17 protein-coding genes are annotated in these 17,243 nt (G+C 64.1%); 11 read left to right on the top strand and 6 right to left on the bottom strand.

Features of this window, described 5'->3' with window-relative positions; genetic code table 11:
• Positions 1 to 310 (bottom strand): aldehyde dehydrogenase family protein (locus ABM562_RS19780; protein WP_460423041.1); only part of this gene is annotated, 310 nt, incomplete at its 3' end.
• A gap of 150 nt (positions 311 to 460) precedes the next feature.
• On the opposite strand from ABM562_RS19780, the gene gcvA reads away from it, so the two are divergent.
• A complete protein-coding gene (gene gcvA / locus ABM562_RS19775) occupies positions 461 to 1,378 on the top strand; it encodes a transcriptional regulator GcvA (protein WP_115086913.1) in 918 nt (305 codons plus the stop codon).
• 79 nt (positions 1,379 to 1,457) lie between these two features.
• A complete protein-coding gene (locus ABM562_RS19770; RefSeq protein WP_460423039.1) occupies positions 1,458 to 2,708 on the top strand; it encodes a 2-aminoadipate transaminase in 1,251 nt (416 codons plus the stop codon).
• On the opposite strand, the gene ABM562_RS19765 is transcribed toward ABM562_RS19770, so the two are convergent.
• Positions 2,705 to 3,340, bottom strand: a complete 636-nt coding sequence (locus ABM562_RS19765; protein WP_115087124.1) for an ArsR/SmtB family transcription factor — start codon at positions 3,338 to 3,340, stop codon at positions 2,705 to 2,707. The two genes, ABM562_RS19770 and ABM562_RS19765, sit on opposite strands and share 4 nt — an antisense overlap.
• A gap of 75 nt (positions 3,341 to 3,415) precedes the next feature.
• Between ABM562_RS19765 and ABM562_RS19760 the strand changes: the two genes are divergently transcribed.
• Positions 3,416 to 3,904 (top strand): DUF2938 domain-containing protein, encoded by a 489-nt coding sequence (locus tag ABM562_RS19760; protein ID WP_115086915.1) that lies wholly within the window; start codon positions 3,416 to 3,418, stop codon positions 3,902 to 3,904.
• A gap of 9 nt (positions 3,905 to 3,913) precedes the next feature.
• Here the strand turns inward: ABM562_RS19760 and ABM562_RS19755 are convergent, their stop codons facing one another.
• Positions 3,914 to 4,201: a hypothetical protein gene (locus ABM562_RS19755; protein ID WP_115086916.1), complete on the bottom strand. Its 288-nt coding sequence runs from the start codon at positions 4,199 to 4,201 to the stop codon at positions 3,914 to 3,916.
• 167 nt (positions 4,202 to 4,368) lie between these two features.
• Between ABM562_RS19755 and ABM562_RS19750 the strand changes: the two genes are divergently transcribed.
• On the top strand, positions 4,369 to 4,806 hold the full coding sequence (locus ABM562_RS19750; RefSeq protein WP_115086917.1) for a hypothetical protein: 438 nt from the start codon (positions 4,369 to 4,371) through the stop codon (positions 4,804 to 4,806).
• 113 nt (positions 4,807 to 4,919) lie between these two features.
• Here ABM562_RS19750 and ABM562_RS19745 read toward each other — a convergent pair whose 3' ends face one another.
• Positions 4,920 to 5,864, bottom strand: a complete 945-nt coding sequence (locus ABM562_RS19745; protein ID WP_460423037.1) for a LysR family transcriptional regulator — start codon at positions 5,862 to 5,864, stop codon at positions 4,920 to 4,922.
• A gap of 83 nt (positions 5,865 to 5,947) precedes the next feature.
• Here ABM562_RS19745 and ABM562_RS19740 point away from each other — a divergent pair, with 83 nt between their 5' ends.
• Positions 5,948 to 7,000 (top strand): Gfo/Idh/MocA family protein, encoded by a 1,053-nt coding sequence (locus ABM562_RS19740; RefSeq protein WP_460423035.1) that lies wholly within the window; start codon positions 5,948 to 5,950, stop codon positions 6,998 to 7,000.
• A gap of 59 nt (positions 7,001 to 7,059) precedes the next feature.
• Positions 7,060 to 7,530, top strand: coding sequence for a type II 3-dehydroquinate dehydratase (aroQ, locus tag ABM562_RS19735; RefSeq protein ID WP_233674800.1), 471 nt, complete (start codon positions 7,060 to 7,062; stop codon positions 7,528 to 7,530).
• On the opposite strand, the gene dsdC is transcribed toward aroQ, so the two are convergent.
• A complete protein-coding gene (gene dsdC / locus ABM562_RS19730; protein ID WP_115086921.1) occupies positions 7,523 to 8,455 on the bottom strand; it encodes a DNA-binding transcriptional regulator DsdC in 933 nt (310 codons plus the stop codon). The two genes, aroQ and dsdC, sit on opposite strands and share 8 nt — an antisense overlap.
• Positions 8,456 to 8,457: 2 nt before the next feature.
• Positions 8,458 to 9,810 carry a D-serine ammonia-lyase gene (locus tag ABM562_RS19725; protein ID WP_134062745.1) on the bottom strand — a complete coding sequence of 451 codons (1,353 nt, stop codon included), beginning with the start codon at positions 9,808 to 9,810 and terminating at the stop codon, positions 8,458 to 8,460.
• A gap of 179 nt (positions 9,811 to 9,989) precedes the next feature.
• Between ABM562_RS19725 and fusA the strand changes: the two genes are divergently transcribed.
• The 5 genes from fusA (at position 9,990) to ABM562_RS19700 (ending at position 17,239) form a co-directional block, all read left to right on the top strand.
• Positions 9,990 to 12,095: an elongation factor G gene (fusA, locus tag ABM562_RS19720; RefSeq protein ID WP_115086923.1), complete on the top strand. Its 2,106-nt coding sequence runs from the start codon at positions 9,990 to 9,992 to the stop codon at positions 12,093 to 12,095.
• Positions 12,096 to 12,292: 197 nt separating this feature from the next.
• The gene (ligD, locus tag ABM562_RS19715; RefSeq protein ID WP_460423032.1) at positions 12,293 to 14,773 is read left to right on the top strand and encodes a DNA ligase D; all 2,481 of its coding nucleotides are present in this window, start codon (positions 12,293 to 12,295) and stop codon (positions 14,771 to 14,773) included.
• Positions 14,773 to 15,045, top strand: a complete 273-nt coding sequence (locus tag ABM562_RS19710) for a hypothetical protein (RefSeq protein ID WP_115086925.1) — start codon at positions 14,773 to 14,775, stop codon at positions 15,043 to 15,045. Before ligD ends, ABM562_RS19710 begins: the two co-directional genes overlap by 1 nt.
• Positions 15,046 to 15,100: 55 nt before the next feature.
• Positions 15,101 to 15,865, top strand: coding sequence for a PIG-L deacetylase family protein (locus tag ABM562_RS19705; RefSeq protein ID WP_233674796.1), 765 nt, complete (start codon positions 15,101 to 15,103; stop codon positions 15,863 to 15,865).
• A gap of 279 nt (positions 15,866 to 16,144) precedes the next feature.
• A complete protein-coding gene (locus ABM562_RS19700) occupies positions 16,145 to 17,239 on the top strand; it encodes a serine hydrolase domain-containing protein (protein ID WP_460423030.1) in 1,095 nt (364 codons plus the stop codon).
• Positions 17,240 to 17,243: the final 4 nt, after the last annotated feature.

The raw sequence follows: 17,243 nt of genomic DNA, 5'->3' as shown, positions 1-17,243 counted from the left end.
CCTGCACTTCGCCCAGGCCTTCCTGGGTGATCTTGCCGGCTTCGATCGACACCAGTTCACCGAGTTCGGCCTTGTGCTTGCGCAGCACTTCGCCAAACAGGCGCACCAGTTCGCCACGGCGCGGCGCCGGCACATCGCGCCAGTGCAAAAAGGCCGCATGGGCGGCGTCGATTCGGCGGGTGACCGCCTCTTTGCTCTCCAGGGTAAGCGCTGCGATCTGGCTGCCGTCGATGGGCGTAAAAACAGCATGAGTGCCGCCGTTATATAAACTTTCGGGCACGCCCAAACGGGTAAGTAGTTCAGCAACCATCTTATTATTCTCCTACAGCGGATACGGGTTGAAATCATTGATGCAGGTCAGTATTAATCTATAGGGCCGCTGCTCACAAACGACCTTTTAGAAGCACATGATTCCGTAACGGAATGACCTTATCTCTTTTTCGCCCGGTTGATCCCGCCCATGTCCAAACGCCTGATGCCCTCCACCACCGCCCTGCAGTGCTTCGAAGCCGCCGCCCGGCACCTGAGCTTTACCCGCGCCGCGCAAGAGCTGCACCTGACCCAGAGCGCGGTGAGCAAGCAGGTCGCGCAGCTTGAAGAGATGCTCTCGCACCCGCTGTTCCAGCGTATCCGCCGGCGCCTGCACCTGACCCCGGCCGGCGCCCTGTACCTGGCCGAGGTGAACAAGATCCTGGTGCAACTGGACATGTCCAGCCGCTACATCCTCAGCTACGGCGGCGAAACCGAGGTGCTGCGCATTGCCACCCAGCCGACCTTCGGCGAGCGCTGGCTGGTGCCCAACCTCAAGGGTTTCGGCGAGCGCCATCCGCGGATCCACCTGGACATTCGTAACGAACTGGAGCCCTTCGACCTGGTCCAGGCCAAGGCCGACATCGCCTTCTTTTTCGGCCAGGGCACCTGGCCCGGGGCAACCTGCATCGAGCTGTTCAAGGAGCAGGTGGTGCCGGTGTGCGCGCCGGAGCTGCTGGCCCGACAGCGTTTCGACAGCGCCGAATCGCTCACCGAACACCGCCTGCTGCAGTGCACCTCGCGGCCCGAGGCCTGGCACGAGTGGTTCCTCGGCCAGGGCCTGCACACGCAGAACAGCTACCACGGCCCGCGCTTCGACACCTTCTACATGTGCATCCGCGCCGCCCAGGCCGGCTGCGGCATCGCCCTGATCCCGCGCTACCTGGTGGCCGAAGAGCTGGCCGAGGGCAAACTGGTGATTCCCTGGAACCACCCCAAAACCAGTGAAGGCTCGCACTTCATCGCCCATGCCGAGCATGCTGCCGAGGTGCCCAAGGTACGTGCCTTTGTCGAGTGGATTGCCGCACGTGTACGCGTGGCCGGGCAAGTTCCCGACTTGAAGGAATGATTGCAATCCTTTATTTCGTTTGCACTCAATTACCGTGCCTCGCTTAGATAATAAGAAACTGCAGCGAGGGCACGGGTAAATGAGTCACGAAACTATCAGCCAGTCTATTTCCGTAGTTCACCCTATTACACTGTCCCACGGTAAAAATGCGGAAGTCTGGGACACCGACGGTAAACGTTATATTGATTTCGTTGGCGGCATTGGCGTGTTGAACCTGGGCCATTGTCACCCGCGGATTGTCGCCGCCATCCAGCAGCAGGCCACGCGTCTGACTCACTACGCTTTCAACGCCGCTGGGCATGAACCCTACCTCGAATTGATGAACCGCCTGGCGCAGTTCGTACCGGTGTCCTACCCGCTCAGCGGCATGCTCACCAACAGCGGTGCGGAAGCGGCAGAAAACGCCCTGAAGATCGCCCGCGGTGCCACCGGCAAGACCGCGATCATCGCCTTCGACGGCGGCTTCCATGGCCGCACCCTGGCGACCCTCAACCTTAACGGCAAGGTTGCGCCCTACAAGCAGCGGGTCGGCGTGTTGCCGGGGCCGGTGTATCACCTGCCCTACCCCAGCCGGGACACCGGCGTCAGCAGCGAGCAGGCGCTTCAGGCCTTGGCGCGGTTGTTCAGCGTCGAGATCGACGTCAACGATGTGGCTGCATTCATCTTCGAACCGGTGCAGGGTGAAGCCGGCTTCCTGGCAATGGAACCAGACTTCGCCAAAGCCTTGCGCAGCTTCTGTGACCAGCACGGCATCCTGATCATCGTCGATGAGATCCAGTCGGGGTTTGGCCGCACCGGCCAGCGCTTCGCCTTCCCGCGCCTGGGCATCGAGCCGGACCTGCTGTTGCTGGCCAAGAGCATCGCCGGCGGCATGCCGCTGGGCGCAGTGGTCGGCCGCAAGGCGCTGGTCGACAACCTGCCCAAAGGCGGCCTTGGCGGCACCTACTCCGGCAACCCGATGGCGTGTGCGGCAGCCCTGGCGACCCTGGATGAAATGAGCGACGCCAACCTTTCGACCTGGGGCGAACGCCAGGAAGCCGCACTGGTCAGCCGCTTCGAGCGCTGGCAGGCCAGCAAGCTCTCGCCTTACCTGGGCCGCCTGACCGGCACCGGGGCCATGCGCGGCATCGAACTGCTCAAGGCCGACGGCACACCGGCCACCGAGCAGCTGACGCAACTGTTGGCAGCGGCCAGGAGCGCCGGCCTGCTGCTGATGCCCAGCGGCAGGGCCCGGCACATCATCCGTTTGTTGGCGCCACTGACCATCGAGCCTGAAGTGTTCGAAGAGGGCCTGGACATCCTCGAACGCTGCCTCGCCGAGCTGGGCTAGTCCTGCAGTAGCCCCGGCCACTGTTCGACACCCTGAAGATAGTGCCGCGCCCTGAAGCCCCCGGCTTTCAGGGCCGTCACCGCATCACGGGAAAACACGCACCAGGGCCCGCGGCAATACGCGACCACTTCGTGGCTGGCCGGCAACTCGCCCAGGCGCTGCTGCAGTTCAGTGAAGGGAATGTTGATCGCCCCCGGCAAATGCCCCTGGGCAAACTCCTCGGCCGGGCGCACATCGAGCAGGGTCACGCTGTGATCCTGCAAACGCTCCAGCAGCTCTTCCCTGCTGATCGCCTCCAGGTGCTCGGGCGCGCTCACGCTATCGCTCATCAGCTCACGGATCGCCGCGCGGTTGAACGCCGCCAACTGGCCGAGCGCCGCCAGCACTTGCGGGATCGGCCCGGGACTGAGCCGGTAGAACACGCGCTTGCCATCGCGGCGGGTCTGCACGAAGCCGGCGCGACGCAAGTGCTGCAGATGCTGGGAAGCATTGGCCACCGACAGCTCGCACTGCTGGGCCAGTTGCTCGACGGCAAGCTCGCCGGCGGCGATCTGTTCGAGCAGGTTGAGGCGATGGGCGTGGCCAAGGGTCCGCGCCAGTTCGGCGATGTGCTGGTGCTGCTGGGTTTTCATATCGGTCATTGACAGGAAGGTAGCATTGGCCAATCATTCAATCAATCTATTGAATGATGACAACTGGAGCACGCCATGCTTGAAGGATTAACCCTAGCGGTACTGATTGGCCTGACGGCCACCGCCCTGGCCGACCTCTGGTCGCTGTTCCAGCAGCGCGTGCTGGGCATGGCCGGGCCGAATTGGGGTTTGGTCGGACGCTGGATCGGCCATATGCCACAGGGGCAGTTCACCCATCAGAGCATCGCCAAGGCGCCGGCACTGGCCAATGAACGGCTGATTGGCTGGAGTGCGCATTACACCATCGGGGTGATTTTCGCCGCGTTGCTGCTCGCCCTTTGTGGGCTGGAGTGGGCGCAGCAGCCACGCTTTGTGCCGGCGTTCGTGCTTGGCCTGGCGACCGTAGCGGCGCCCTACCTGATCATGCAGCCCGGCATGGGCGCGGGCTTCTTCGCCTCGAAAACCCCCAAGCCAAATGCGGCGCGGGGCCGCAGCCTGCTGGCTCATGGGGTGTTCGGCGTGGCCTTGTACCTGGCCGGGTTGTTCTGGGCTGCTGTGCTGTAGCCCAACGGATTACAGGCCCAGTTCTTGCGGAGTAAGCATGTCGCATTCAAAGGCGATCCAGCCGCCTTCCAGCTCGGCATGGCCGTTAACGATCGGGCCGTAGTAGCTCAGGCCGTTGTCGAGGGTCACGCAGATGTGCGTCGCCTTGTCCGGAGCGGCCAGGGCACCGACAAAGTGGACCTTCTTCAGCGACTCGGTAACGGCTTCAAGACCCACCCGAATCGCAACGTTTTCCACGGCTTCAACGTCTGCATGCAGGTCGTCGCTGACGGTCACGGTGGCTGTGTAGTTGTACATGGTCGAACTCCAACGACAATTCTATCGGCGTCTGCTGACGCTCACGGGCGCATAGGGTAATGGAGCAGCACGGAAAAAGCCCGCGCCCTTCGACGAGGCGACGCACGAAGGTACCCTCGGCCCGCCCCGGCTGGTATTGTGCCCCCCGGTAAAAACCTGTCAGAGGAATGACATTGAGTGCTGAACAGAACCTGACCTCGGACATGTTCGAGGTCGACAAGCGCCTGGGGCTCAAGCCCGTGGTGGATTTCAACAACTACCTGGGCAAAGCCTTCGGTGATGGTCCGTGCACCTGCATCCGCTGCCGCACCAGCGGCGGTGACGAAACGGGCTACGAGTACCAGCATACCTTCGTCCTTGACGGCCAGACCCTCAACCGCCGCTTTGCCAACACGGCGGGCAGCGATGTGCTCAATGCGTTGAAGAAAGCCTGGCTCTCGTACACCAAGGCCGACCTGCCGGCGCTGGGTGCGCTGGACCTGACGGCAGTGAAAGGCTTCGTCGAACCGCAGCTGCACAAGCGCTTGCTGCCGTTGTTCCTGGCCAGCGGCCTGGTGCGTGAGGTTGACGGGCAATGGATGCTGCAGGTGCAGGCCGGCGATTGAGTACCCGGGGCTGCTCTTCGCAGCCCATCGCCGGCAAGTCCGGCTCCCACAGTTCTGTGGCACCTGTGGGAGCTGGCTTGCCAGCGATTAGGCCTGTCCTGCCAAATGCGCCCTCACCCGCCCACCGCCAACGCAAACGGCCCCTCAGCCAGTTGCTCACGCAAGAACGCCACGCAACTGCGCACCTTCGCCGAACGGCTCGAACGCGCCGCCGTCACCGCCCAGACATCCGCAGGCTGGTGATACGCCGGCAGCACCCTCAGCAATGAGCCCTCCTGCAAGCTGCCAGCCACGTCCCAATACGAGGCCATGATGATGCCGTGCCCGTCCATGGCCCACTGGCGCACGATATCGCTGTGGTTGGCGGCCATGGGCCCGGTAACCTTGACCGTTTCCGGCCCGCCCGGGCCAACCAGCCGCCACACGCCGAAACGATCGTCGCGGCTGCGAAACAGCAAGCAATCATGCTGGGCCAGTTCCGCCGCTACCCGCACCGGGCCGCGCCGGGCCAGGTACTCCGGCGATGCCGCCAGCACCCGCTTGTTCTCGGCAATGCGATGGGCGATCAGGTGTTTTTCCTGCACCTCACCGACGCGAATGTCGATATCGAAATTTTCGCCAATCAGGTCAACCCGCCGGTCGAGCAGCTCCAGCCAGATATCCAGGGTCGGATAACGCTTGCGCAGCAGCGACAGGATCGGCGCGATGTGCTCACGGCCCAGGCGCAGGCTGGTGCTGATGCGCAAGGTGCCGCGCGGCTCGCTGTGCGCCCCGGACAGCGACTCGAGCATCGACTCGACGTTCTCGAGAATCTTCTGCGCCCAGATGAACACCGCCTCGCCATCGCTGGTGATGTTCACCCGCCGCGTGGTGCGGTTGAACAGCTTGACCCCGAGCAACGTCTCGAGGGTGGCGATGCGCTTGCTGACGTGGGCCGGCGACAGGCCGATCTCGGTAGCCGCGGCGATGAAGCTGGAGCGCCGCGCCACTTCGCAGAACAACTGCAGGTCGCGCAACAGCGGTTCATTATTCGCTAGTAGCGCATTCTGAATCTTCATCTGCCCCGATTATCTCCTGGGATTTTTTTATTAGCCTCTCACAAAACCGCTGTCGCGGTCCGCATAACAATAATGAGAGCGCCATGCACAAGATTCGTATTGCCGTCGCCGGTGCCGGCCTGATCGGCCGCCGGCATATCGAACTGATCCAGGCCAGCGCCGAGTGCGATCTGGCCGCCCTGGTCGACCCGGCCCCGGCCACCGCCGAATTGGCTGCCGCCCACGGCGTTGCCCTCTACCCTTGCCTTGAGCAGTTGTTCGCCGAGCAACGCCCGGACGGCGTGATCCTGGCCACGCCCAATCACCTGCATGTCGAAGGCGCCCTGGCCTGCGTTGAACACGGTGTCGCCGCGCTGATCGAAAAACCCGTGGCCCACACCCTGGAGGAAGGCAAGCGCCTGCTGGCCATCGCCGAGCAAACCGGGGCGCGGCTGCTGGTCGGCCATCATCGCGCCCACAGTGCGATCCTCGCCAAGGCCCGCGAAGTGATCGACGAGGGCCTGCTCGGCAAGCTGGTGGCGGTCATGGGCAGCGCGCTGTTCTACAAACCCGACGACTATTTCGACGCTGCGCCCTGGCGCCGCCAGATCGGTGGCGGGCCAGTGTTGATCAACATGATCCACGAAATCGGCAACCTGCGTTCGCTGTGCGGCGAGATCGTCGCCGTGCAGGCCCAGGCTTCCAGCACCACCCGCGGCTTTGCCGTCGAGGACAGCGTCGCCATCAGCCTGCGCTTTGCCAGCGGCGCCCTGGGCACTTTCATGCTGTCCGACACCGCCGCCTGCGCCCGCAGCTGGGAACAGACCGCACGGGAGAACCCCGATTACCCCAGCTACGCCGACGAAGACTGCTACGTGATCAGCGGCACCCAGGGCACGCTGTCAATCCCGACCATGCGCCTGAAGTTCTACGAGCAGCGGGCCGAGCGCTCGTGGTGGAAGCCCTTCAGCACTGCCGTGGCGCCGCGGCAAAACGCCGACCCGCTGGCCCGCCAGCTGGCGCACTTCTGCCAGGTAATTCGCGGCGAGCAACAACCGCTGGTAACCGTGCGTGACGGTCTGCGCAATTTGCAGATCGTCGAAGCCATCAGCAGCGCCGCGCGCAGCGGCCAGATCGTCCACACCGCCAGCCTCTGAGCCCTTTTTACCCGCCTACGACGCCCTGTGCGCCAACACCCTGACTGGAAACCTGCACCATGAAAACCCTGCTCGTGCTCAATGGCCCCAACCTGAACATGCTCGGTATGCGCCAACCGGAGGTCTACGGCCGCGAGACCCTGGCCGACGTCGAAAGCCTCTGCCAGCAGGCGGCCAGCCGGCTGGAACTGAAGCTGGAATTCCAGCAGACCAACCACGAAGGCCAGCTGATCGACTGGATTCACCAGGCCCGGGGCCGGGTCGCCGGGATTGTCATCAACCCCGGGGCCTGGACCCATACTTCGGTGGCGATTCATGACGCCTTGATTGCCGCCGAGGTGCCGGTGATCGAGGTGCACATCTCCAACGTCCACCGCCGTGAAGCCTTCCGCCACCACTCCTATGTGTCGCTGGTGGCCAAGGCAGTGCTGGCCGGCTTCGGCAGCCACGGCTATGTGCTGGCGATCGAACATTTTGCCCGCGAGCTCACGCCATTGGCACGCCTGTGCACGACGGCCGAGGTCAGCTGAGCACACACCCCTGCAACCACTCAATCATCACCCGCAAGCGCAGCGGCAAAGGATCGTGCGGCGGATGCACCAGGTAATAGCCCTGCCCCGGCGTCTGGCTGAAGCCGACCAGGGGCAGGATCAGCGCGCCCTGATCAAGCAACGGCTGCACCAGGCGCTGGCGCCCCATGGCCACACCGGCATGGTGGCTGGCGGCGGCGCTGCACAGGTCGGAGCGGTCGAAGGTCAGGTGGCTGGCGGGCAGGTGCTGCTGCACGCCCTGCTCGCGGGCCCAGCGTTGCCACTCGGCGTCAAAGGCGGCGTGTTCCCAGGCCAGGGCATCGTGCAGCAAGGTGCACTGGGCCAGACGCTCGGGGTGGCCGATCAGGCCGTGGCGTTCGGCGTACTTCGGGCTGCACACCGGGGCGACCCGCTCGTCCATCAACAATTGGCTGACCAGCCCCGGAAACTCGCCGTCGCCATACAGCAAGGCCAGGTCCACCGGACGGGTGCGAAAATCCACCGGGTCGTTGCCGGTGCGTATGTCCAGGCTGACCTGCGGATAGCGCTGCTGAAAATCCGCCAGGCGCGGCACCAGCCAGTGCTGGGCCACCGAAGGCCGCACATAGAGGCTCAGGGATCCGCTGACTTCCTGCGTCGAAGGCTGCAGGGCTTCCTGCAGTTGCGCTTCGAAGCCTTGCAGCACCTGATAGAGCCGCTCGCCTTCGACGGTCAGGCGGATGCGCCGGGTCAGGCGTTCGAACAGGCGTAGCGCCAGGGCCTGCTCCAGGCGGGCGATACGATGGCTGACGGCGCTGGCGGTCAGGCACAGCTCCTGCGCCGCCAGGCTGAAGCTCAGGTGCCGGGCGACCGCGAGGAAGGTGTGCAGATTGGCGAACTGGGCGCCGCTCAAGCGGGTGCCGAGGCGATCGGGCAGGTTGAGCATGCTCAATTGCCGGCCAGCACGGCGCGGCCCTTGGCCAGGTAGCGGTCCATCTCGTCGCGCGGCACCATGCTGCCGCCGGTGCCCCAGACCAGGTGGGTGGCGCGGGCCATGCGCTCATCGCTCAGACCCAGACGCTGACGGTAGCCTTGCTGCTCTTGCAACACGCTGAACATGCCCGCCAGCCCGGCCAGTGCCGACGGTTCCAGCTCGATGCCTTCACACGCCTGCATTTGTGCGAGCTGGCGGTACAGGGTGGCATCGCTGACGGTGTAGTAGCCGTCGATCAGGCGCTGCAGCGAGCGCCCGACAAAGCCCGAGGGCCGCCCCACCGCCAGGCCGTCGGCGGCAGTCTGGTTGTCGATGCCGAAGTCATACACCGACACACCGTCGTGCAAGCCGGTGTACACGCCAAGGAACATGCACGGTGAATGGGTCGGCTCGGCGAACAGGCAATGCACCGCATCGCCGAAGATATGCTTGAGACCGAAGGCCACGCCGCCAGGGCCACCGCCGACGCCACAGGGCAGGTAGACGAACAGCGGATGCTCGGCGTCGACCTGTATGCCCTGCGCTGCCAGCTGGCGCTGCAGGCGCTCGGCCGCCACGGCGTAACCGAGGAACAGGTTCAGCGAGTTTTCATCATCGACAAAATGGCAGTGCGGGTCGGCCTCGGCCTCCTGGCGCCCCTGCTCCACCGCCACGCTGTAGTCGGCGCTGTACTCACGCACCTCGACACCGCAGGCGCGCAGGCGATCCTTCTTCCACTGGCGGGCATCGGCGGACATGTGCACCGTGGCCTTGAAGCCCAGGCGCGCACTGATGATGCCGATCGACAGGCCCAGGTTGCCGGTGGAGCCGACCGCCACACTGTACCGGCTAAAAAAGGCCCGGGCCTGATCGCTGTCGAGCTTGGCGTAGCTGTCGCCCGGCTGCAGCAGGCCACCGGCCAGGGCCAGGTCTTCGGCGTGCTTGAGCACTTCATAGATGCCGCCGCGGGCCTTGATCGAGCCGGAAATCGGCAGCAGGTTGTCGGCCTTGAGCCACAGGGCGCCGGTTGGCGGCAGTTGCTGTTCGGCACAGAGCACCGCCTGCAGGGCATGCAGCGGCAACAACGGCGATTCGATGATGCCGGCAACGGCTGCGGTCTCGGGGAAGGCCGAGGCGATGAACGGGGCAAAGCGTTCGAGCCTGGCGCTGGCCTCGTGAATATCTTCAGCGCTCAGCGCCACATCACCCAGGGCTTCGGCGCTCGGCGCCAGGGCCGGGTTGAACCAGCTGGTCGGGCGCAACGCCACCAGTTCGGCGATCAGCGGATGGCTCTGGCACCAGGCGTTCACGGATTTTTCCAGCGGCATTGTCGTACTCCAGCAGGCATCGAATAGAACGATTAAGCGTCAGCACCACTGGCTTTACAACCGATGGTTACTCAGGCCATGGATGAAGCCTGTTCAGCCATGCCGCGCCGTGCAAGCCGGCGCACTTCTGCTACCTTGGGAGTACCCTCTTCATCCGCATCACACACAGGTGACCCCTCATGGCGCGCACCACCCCCATCGAGCTGTACCGCAACATCGGCATCGTCGCCCATGTTGACGCCGGCAAGACCACGACCACCGAACGCATCCTGTTTTACACCGGGGTCAACCACAAGATGGGCGAGGTGCACGACGGCGCCGCGACCATGGACTGGATGGCCCAGGAGCAGGAGCGCGGCATCACCATCACCTCGGCGGCGACCACGGCGTTCTGGCAGGGCTCAAGCAAACAGTTCGCCGACAAGTACCGCTTCAATATCATCGACACCCCCGGCCACGTCGACTTCACCATCGAGGTGGAGCGCTCGCTGCGCGTGCTCGACGGCGCAGTGGTGGTGTTCAGCGGCGCCGACGGCGTCGAGCCGCAATCGGAGACGGTCTGGCGCCAGGCCAACAAGTACCATGTGCCGCGCCTGGCCTACGTCAACAAGATGGACCGCCAGGGCGCGGATTTTCTGCGCGTGGTCAAGCAGATCGACCAGCGCCTGGGTCACCACCCGGTGCCGATCCAGCTGTCGATCGGCGCCGAGGAACACTTCGCCGGGCAGATCGACCTGGTGAAGATGAAGGCCATCTACTGGAACGAAGACGACCAGGGCACCAGCTACCGCGAAGAAGAGATTCCGGCCGACATGCTCGAGCTTGCCAACGAGTGGCGCGCGCACATGATCGAAGCTGCTGCCGAGGCCAATGACGAGTTCATGGAGCTGTACCTCAACGGCCAGGAGCTGAGCAACGAACAGATCAAGGCCGGCCTGCGCCAACGTACCCTGGCCAACCAGATCGTGCCGGCGATCTGCGGCTCGTCATTCAAGAACAAGGGCGTGCCGCTGATGCTCGACGCGGTCATCGACTACCTGCCGGCGCCGTCGGAAATCCCGGCGATCAACGGCACCGACCCGGACCACGAAGACAAGCACCTGGAGCGCCACGCTGACGACAACGAACCGTTCTCGGCGCTGGCGTTCAAGATCGCCACCGACCCCTTCGTCGGTACCCTGACCTTCGCCCGGGTCTACTCCGGCGTGCTCAGCTCCGGCAACGCCGTGCTCAACTCGGTCAAGGGCAAGAAGGAACGCATCGGCCGCATGGTGCAGATGCACGCCAACCAGCGCGCCGAGATCAAGGACGTATGCGCCGGCGACATCGCCGCGCTGATCGGCATGAAGGACGTCACTACCGGCGACACCCTGTGCGACATCAACCAGCCGATCATCCTCGAACGCATGGACTTCCCGGACCCGGTGATCTCGGTGGCGGTCGAGCCGAAGACCAAGGCCGACCAGGAGAAAATGGGCATCGCCCTGAGCAAGCTGGCCCAGGAAGACCCGTCGTTCCGGGTGCGCACCGATGAAGAGACCGCGCAGACCATCATCTCCGGCATGGGCGAATTGCACCTGGACATCATCGTCGACCGCATGCGCCGCGAGTTCGGCGTCGAGGCCAATATCGGCAAGCCCCAGGTGGCCTACCGCGAGAAGATCCGCAACACCTGCGAGATCGAAGGCAAGTTCGTTCGCCAGTCTGGCGGGCGCGGCCAGTACGGCCACTGCTGGATCCGCTTCGCCCCGGGCGAGGAAGGCAAAGAGGGCCTGGAATTCGTCAACGAAGTGGTCGGCGGCGTAGTGCCGCGCGAGTACATCCCGGCGATCCAGAAAGGTATCGAAGAGCAGATGCAGAACGGCGTGCTGGCCGGCTATCCGCTGATTGGCCTCAAGGCCACGGTGTTCGATGGCTCGTACCACGACGTCGACTCCAACGAAATGGCCTTCAAGGTCGCGGCGTCAATGGCCACCAAGCAACTGGCGCAAAAAGGCGGCGCGGTGCTGCTGGAGCCGGTGATGAAAGTCGAAGTGGTGACTCCCGAGGAGTACCAGGGCGACATCATGGGTGACCTGAGTCGCCGGCGCGGGATGATCCAGGAAGGCGGCGAGACCCCGGCGGGCAAAGTGGTACGCGCCGAGGTGCCATTGGGCGAGATGTTCGGTTACTCCACCCAGATGCGCTCCATGACCCAGGGCCGCGCCAGCTACACCATGGAGTTCACCAAGTACGCCGAAGCGCCGGCGAGCATCAGTGAGGCGATTATCAAGAAACAGGGCTGATACGGCGACCGCTTCGCGGTCGATCGCCGGCAAGGCCGGCTCCCACAGGATAGCGGCGCACTCGAATCCTGTGGGAGCCGGCCTTGCCGGCGATGGGGTGCGCAGCAGCCCCACCTCGAACAAAAGCCGATTGAACTCCCAGCCCTGCCGCCCAATCCCAATGCTTAGGACCCGTCCAAAAGCCGCAGGACACCGCCATGGCCAAGCCGTTGCAGGAGTACGCGCGCAAGCGCAATTTCGACGCCACACCGGAGCCGGCTGGTAACCCTGTCCGAGGCAAAAAAACCGCCCACGCCCTGCAATACTGCATCCAGAAACACGACGCCAGCCACCTGCACTACGACTTTCGCCTGGAGCTGGACGGTACCCTGAAAAGCTGGGCCATCCCCAAGGGCCCGTCGCTGGACCCAAAGGTCCGGCGCCTGGCCGTGCACGTCGAAGACCACCCGCTGGACTACGCCAACTTCGAAGGGCAAATCCCCGAAGGCCATTATGGCGCCGGTGACGTGATCGTCTGGGACCGTGGCGTGTGGATCCCCGAAGAAGATCCGCACACGGCCTATGCCAAGGGCAAGCTGCGCTTTCGCCTGCAGGGCGAGAAACTCTCGGGGATCTGGAACCTGTTTCGCACCCACCTGGCCGGCAAGCAGGAGCAGTGGCTGCTGATCAAGTCCGACGACGCCCAGGCGCGCCCGCAGGCGGACTACGACATCCTCGAGGCCGAACCGGACAGCGTGCTCAGCGAACGTACGCTGATCGCGCGCAAACCCAAGGCCGCGACGAGCAAAGCCACAAGCAAGGCCAGGCCCGCGAGCAAAACCGAACTCAGCGGCGCCAGGAAAGCCGCCCTGCCCGATTCGCTCAAGCCGGAGCTGGCGACCCTGGTGGAAACTCCGCCCGAGGGCGACTGGCGCTACGAAGTGAAATTCGACGGTTACCGCATCCTCGCCCGCATCGACGGCGACGCGGTGCGCCTGTTCACCCGCAACGGCCATGACTGGACCGCCAAGCTGCCCAAACAGGCCAAGGCCCTGGCCAAGCTCGGCGTGCAATCGGCCTGGCTCGATGGCGAGATGGTGGTGGCCAACGAACATGGCGTGGCGGATTTCCAGGCCCTGCAAAATGCCTTCGACCAGGCCCGCGACGAGCAGATCCTCTACTACCTGTTCGACCTGCCGTACCTCAACGGCATGGACCTTCGCCAGTGCCCGCTGGAGCAGCGCCGCGCGGCGCTGGCGAAGGTGCTGGAGAAAGCCGATGAAAAACGCCTGCGCTTTTCTGCCGACTTTGACCAGACCGTCGAGTCGCTGCTCGACAGCGCCTGCAAGATGGCGCTGGAGGGCCTGATCGGCAAGCGCCTGGGCAGCAGTTATCTGAACCGGCGCAGCAGCGACTGGATCAAGCTCAAGTGCAAGCAGCGCCAGGAGTTCGTGATCGTCGGCTTTACCGACCCCAAGGGTTCGCGCGAGGCCTTCGGCGCACTGCTGCTGGCCCTGCACGATGAGCGTGGCGAGCTGCGCTATGCCGGCAAGGTCGGCACCGGTTTCAACAGCGCGACCCTGGCGCAGATTCACCAGCGCCTGGCGCCGCTTGAAGTCGCCAAGCCGCAGTTCCGCAGGCCGCCAACCGGCGCCGAGGCCAAAGGTGTGCACTGGCTCAAGCCAACGCTGCTGGCCGAGGTCGCCTATGCGCAGATGACCCGCGACGGCGTGGTGCGCCATTCGGTGTTCCATGGCCTGCGCGACGACAAACCGGCCAAGGCCATCGGCCTGGAGCAGCCCGTGAAAACCCCGGCAAGCCACCCCTCCAACCTGCACCTGACCCACCCGGAACGCGTCATCGATGCCAGCACCGGCATTACCAAGCGCCAGGTGGCCGAGTACTACGCCCAGGTCGCCGAGTGGATCCTGCCCCATCTCAAGCGCCGCCCCGTGGCCCTGGTACGGGCACCCGATGGCCTGGCCGGCGAGCTGTTCTTCCAGAAGAACGCCGCGCAACTGAACATCCCCGGCCTTGAAAGCCACGACAAGGCCGAAGCCGGCCAGGCGCTGATGATCATCGACCAGGCTGAAACCCTGCTGGGCGCAGTGCAGATGAACACCCTCGAACTGCACACCTGGAACGCCACCGCCAAGGACTTCGACAAGCCCGACCGGCTGATCCTCGACCTCGACCCGGACCCGGCGTTGCCGTGGAAGGCCATGCTCGAAGCCACCCAACTGACCCTGGCGCTGCTCGACGAACTGGGGCTGCAGTCCTTCCTCAAGACCAGCGGCGGCAAGGGCATGCACATTGTCGTGCCGCTGACCCGCCGTGCCGGCTGGGACGAGGTCAAGGGCTTCAGCCAGGCCATGGTCCAGCACCTGGCCGGGCTCTTCCCCGAGCGCCTGTCGGCGGTGTCCGGGCCGAAGAACCGGGTCGGACGAATCTTCATCGATTACCTGCGCAACGGCAAAGGCGCGACCACGGTCTGCGCCTATTCAATCCGCGCCCGCGAAGGCCTGGCGGTGTCGGTGCCGATTCGCCGGGAAGAGCTGACCGCGCTCAAGGGCGCCAACCAATGGCACCTGCTCAACCTCGGCGAACGCCTGGCCGAGGGCGATGACCCCTGGGCCGACTACGGTCAGGTACGCCAGTCGATCAGCAAGGACCTGCGCCGCCGCCTGGGGCTTGAATAATGGACGACCTGGACTGGATCGACCTGCTGCAATGGCCGGCCATGTTCGCAACGATCCTGGCCGCCTGGTGGATCGGCTCGCGTCAACCGCGGCGGCGGCGGATCGGCTTTGTCTGCTTCATCGCCAGCAACCTGCTGTGGGCAGTCTGGGGCTGGCACGCCCAGGCCTGGGCGCTGATCGTGCTGCAGGTATGCCTGTGCGCGATGAACCTGCGCGGCCTGAAAAAGAACACCAACGGCACCCCCCCTTCGCCCCGGGAGTCGACTTCATGAACGATGCTCACCTGGGCCGGCAATTGAGTGCAGCACCCGACGGAGGCTGGCAGCTATGACCCTGCAGCAATCGCAAAATCCGATGCGCGCACCCGGTACGCCGCTGGTGCACTGGCAATCCTCGGCGACGCTGCAGGCAGTGCCGGCCATCACCCATGCTCAACTGGTACCGGTTGGCCGCCGCCTGGTGGTGGTCGCCCCACACCCGGATGACGAGGTGCTCGGCTGCGGCGGCGTGCTGGCCGGCATGCGTGGCCGCGAGCAGGATCTGCTGCTGATCTCGGTCAGCGATGGCGAAGCCAGCCACCCTGATTCGCGCCACTGGACCAGTGAACGCCTGCGCCAGCAACGCCCGCGGGAAAGTGCCGACGCCCTGCGTCGCCTGGGCCTGGATCTGACCCGCTTGAACTGGCTGCGCCTGGGCCTGGCTGATAGCGCCGTGGCCAACCATGAACGCTGGCTGGCTGAACGCCTGGTGCAGCTGTTAAGCGCCAGCGATCAGGTACTGACCACCTGGCGCCTGGACGGCCATTGCGATCATGAGGCTGTGGGCCGCGCCTGTGCCCGGGCCTGTGAAACCGTCGGCGCGCGCTTGATCGAGGTGCCGGTCTGGGCCTGGCACTGGGCCCGTCCGAGCGATCCGCGGCTGCCCTGGCAGCGCGCCCACAAGCTGTTTCTCGACCGCGCGGTGCTGGCCCTCAAGCAGCAGGCCATCGCTGCCCATACCAGCCAGCTGCAGGCCGACGAGCAGACACCGCCGGTACTCGACCGCGAGGCGCTGGCACGGCTGCAGCAACCTTTCGAGCTGGTATTCACATGAGCGTATCGGCGAGCTATTTCGAGCAACTGGGTGATCCGACCCAGGCGTCGTGAACAGCACAGCGTAGAAGCCATAACCGCGCGGTGCACTTCTTCACAAAATCCCTCAGGTTAAAAACCATCATAACCATTATGATTTTTTCGCTTGCCTGACGCCTGTCCGACGGTTGCGCAGCATTGAACCGACACGACAGGCAGCAGGTTGAAGTTTCTCAGGTTGTTAACCAACGACCTGCAATTCTGATCGTTGCACCTGTAAAAAATCGTAAGGGAGAACACCATGGATGTCAGTTGGCTGTTTCTGAGTACGCCGGCAGCCGAACATTTTAGCCAGGTGGTTCAGACCACACCTGCGCAAGTCAAAAACGACATGGGCCGAATTTTCAAGGAGCTCTCCAGAAAAGCTGGCCCAGGTTGTGTGTTCAGTGCCGAGAAAGAGAATGCCTTTGTCATACAAGGCGCGACAGGGTTTGCTGACATCGAGAAGAAAAAGCCGCTGACTGCAGATTCGGTATTCAACCTCGCGTCCGTGTCCAAGCAATTCACCGCGTTTGCCATTCACCTCTTGGCCACTGAGAAAAAACTGTCGCTGGATGACTCTGTTCGCCAGTACGTTCCTGAACTGGGCAGCTACGCCGATCCGGTGACCCTGCGCCATTTACTCCATCACACCGGTGGCCTGCCAAGCTACGAGGACGCGGCCGAGGCGCAAGGCATACCTGATACCAAGCCACTGAGCCAGGCCACGGCATTGCAATTGCTGGCAGCGGAGAAACAACCGTTATTCGCTCCCGGCACCCGGTTTTCGTACAGCAATACCGGCTACTTCATGTTGTCGCTGGTGGTCGAGAGGGTCAGCGGAAAAAGCATTCGCCAGTTCTCCGAACAGGCCATCTTCAAGCCGCTGGAGATGAACCACACCCGGATCGTCGACACCTACCCTTTGACCTTCGAGGTCGCCCGCGGCTACAAGCGCTCGTTCTGGGGGAGCGCTCGATTGTATGAAAGCCCGTGGGAAGTGACCGGCGACGGACAAGTGCACTCCACCGTCGGTGACTTGATGAAATGGGGCGCCAATCTGCAAAACGGTACTGTCGGTGGCCCCAACCTGTTGGCCGTCATGTCCAGAGCCGGCCCACGGGTCGCCATCGATCATGAGGATTATGCGATGGGCTTGTCGCCCAAACTGTACAAAGGGACGCGGCTGCTCGAACACTCAGGCGGCTGGGCCGGTTACTCGACTCAGTTCCTGGATTTCCCCGACGCCCATATCACCGTCGCAGTCCTGTGCAACGCAGAAGACCTCGATGCCGCAACCTACAGCGAGAAAATCGCCGATGTACTGGCCGTGGAAAAGTGGGCCAGCGCGCGTTAAGCAG

Source organism: Pseudomonas sp. ZL2 (assembly GCF_054788455.1).
Note: the sequence above shows the minus strand (reverse complement) of the source record. Positions and strands in the feature narration are given on the sequence as shown.

Excerpts from the sequence above, each read along its gene's own strand:
- gcvA (WP_115086913.1), top strand. The coding sequence starts at position 461 with ATGTCCAAACGCCTGATGCCCTCCACCACCGCCCTGCAGTGCTTCGAA.
- ABM562_RS19770 (WP_460423039.1), top strand. The coding sequence starts at position 1,458 with ATGAGTCACGAAACTATCAGCCAGTCTATTTCCGTAGTTCACCCTATT.
- ABM562_RS19765 (WP_115087124.1), bottom strand. The coding sequence starts at position 3,340 with ATGAAAACCCAGCAGCACCAGCACATCGCCGAACTGGCGCGGACCCTT.
- ABM562_RS19760 (WP_115086915.1), top strand. The coding sequence starts at position 3,416 with ATGCTTGAAGGATTAACCCTAGCGGTACTGATTGGCCTGACGGCCACC.
- ABM562_RS19755 (WP_115086916.1), bottom strand. The coding sequence starts at position 4,201 with ATGTACAACTACACAGCCACCGTGACCGTCAGCGACGACCTGCATGCA.
- ABM562_RS19750 (WP_115086917.1), top strand. The coding sequence starts at position 4,369 with ATGACATTGAGTGCTGAACAGAACCTGACCTCGGACATGTTCGAGGTC.
- ABM562_RS19745 (WP_460423037.1), bottom strand. The coding sequence starts at position 5,864 with ATGAAGATTCAGAATGCGCTACTAGCGAATAATGAACCGCTGTTGCGC.
- ABM562_RS19740 (WP_460423035.1), top strand. The coding sequence starts at position 5,948 with ATGCACAAGATTCGTATTGCCGTCGCCGGTGCCGGCCTGATCGGCCGC.
- aroQ (WP_233674800.1), top strand. The coding sequence starts at position 7,060 with ATGAAAACCCTGCTCGTGCTCAATGGCCCCAACCTGAACATGCTCGGT.
- dsdC (WP_115086921.1), bottom strand. The coding sequence starts at position 8,455 with ATGCTCAACCTGCCCGATCGCCTCGGCACCCGCTTGAGCGGCGCCCAG.
- ABM562_RS19725 (WP_134062745.1), bottom strand. The coding sequence starts at position 9,810 with ATGCCGCTGGAAAAATCCGTGAACGCCTGGTGCCAGAGCCATCCGCTG.
- fusA (WP_115086923.1), top strand. The coding sequence starts at position 9,990 with ATGGCGCGCACCACCCCCATCGAGCTGTACCGCAACATCGGCATCGTC.
- ligD (WP_460423032.1), top strand. The coding sequence starts at position 12,293 with ATGGCCAAGCCGTTGCAGGAGTACGCGCGCAAGCGCAATTTCGACGCC.
- ABM562_RS19710 (WP_115086925.1), top strand. The coding sequence starts at position 14,773 with ATGGACGACCTGGACTGGATCGACCTGCTGCAATGGCCGGCCATGTTC.
- ABM562_RS19705 (WP_233674796.1), top strand. The coding sequence starts at position 15,101 with ATGACCCTGCAGCAATCGCAAAATCCGATGCGCGCACCCGGTACGCCG.
- ABM562_RS19700 (WP_460423030.1), top strand. The coding sequence starts at position 16,145 with ATGGATGTCAGTTGGCTGTTTCTGAGTACGCCGGCAGCCGAACATTTT.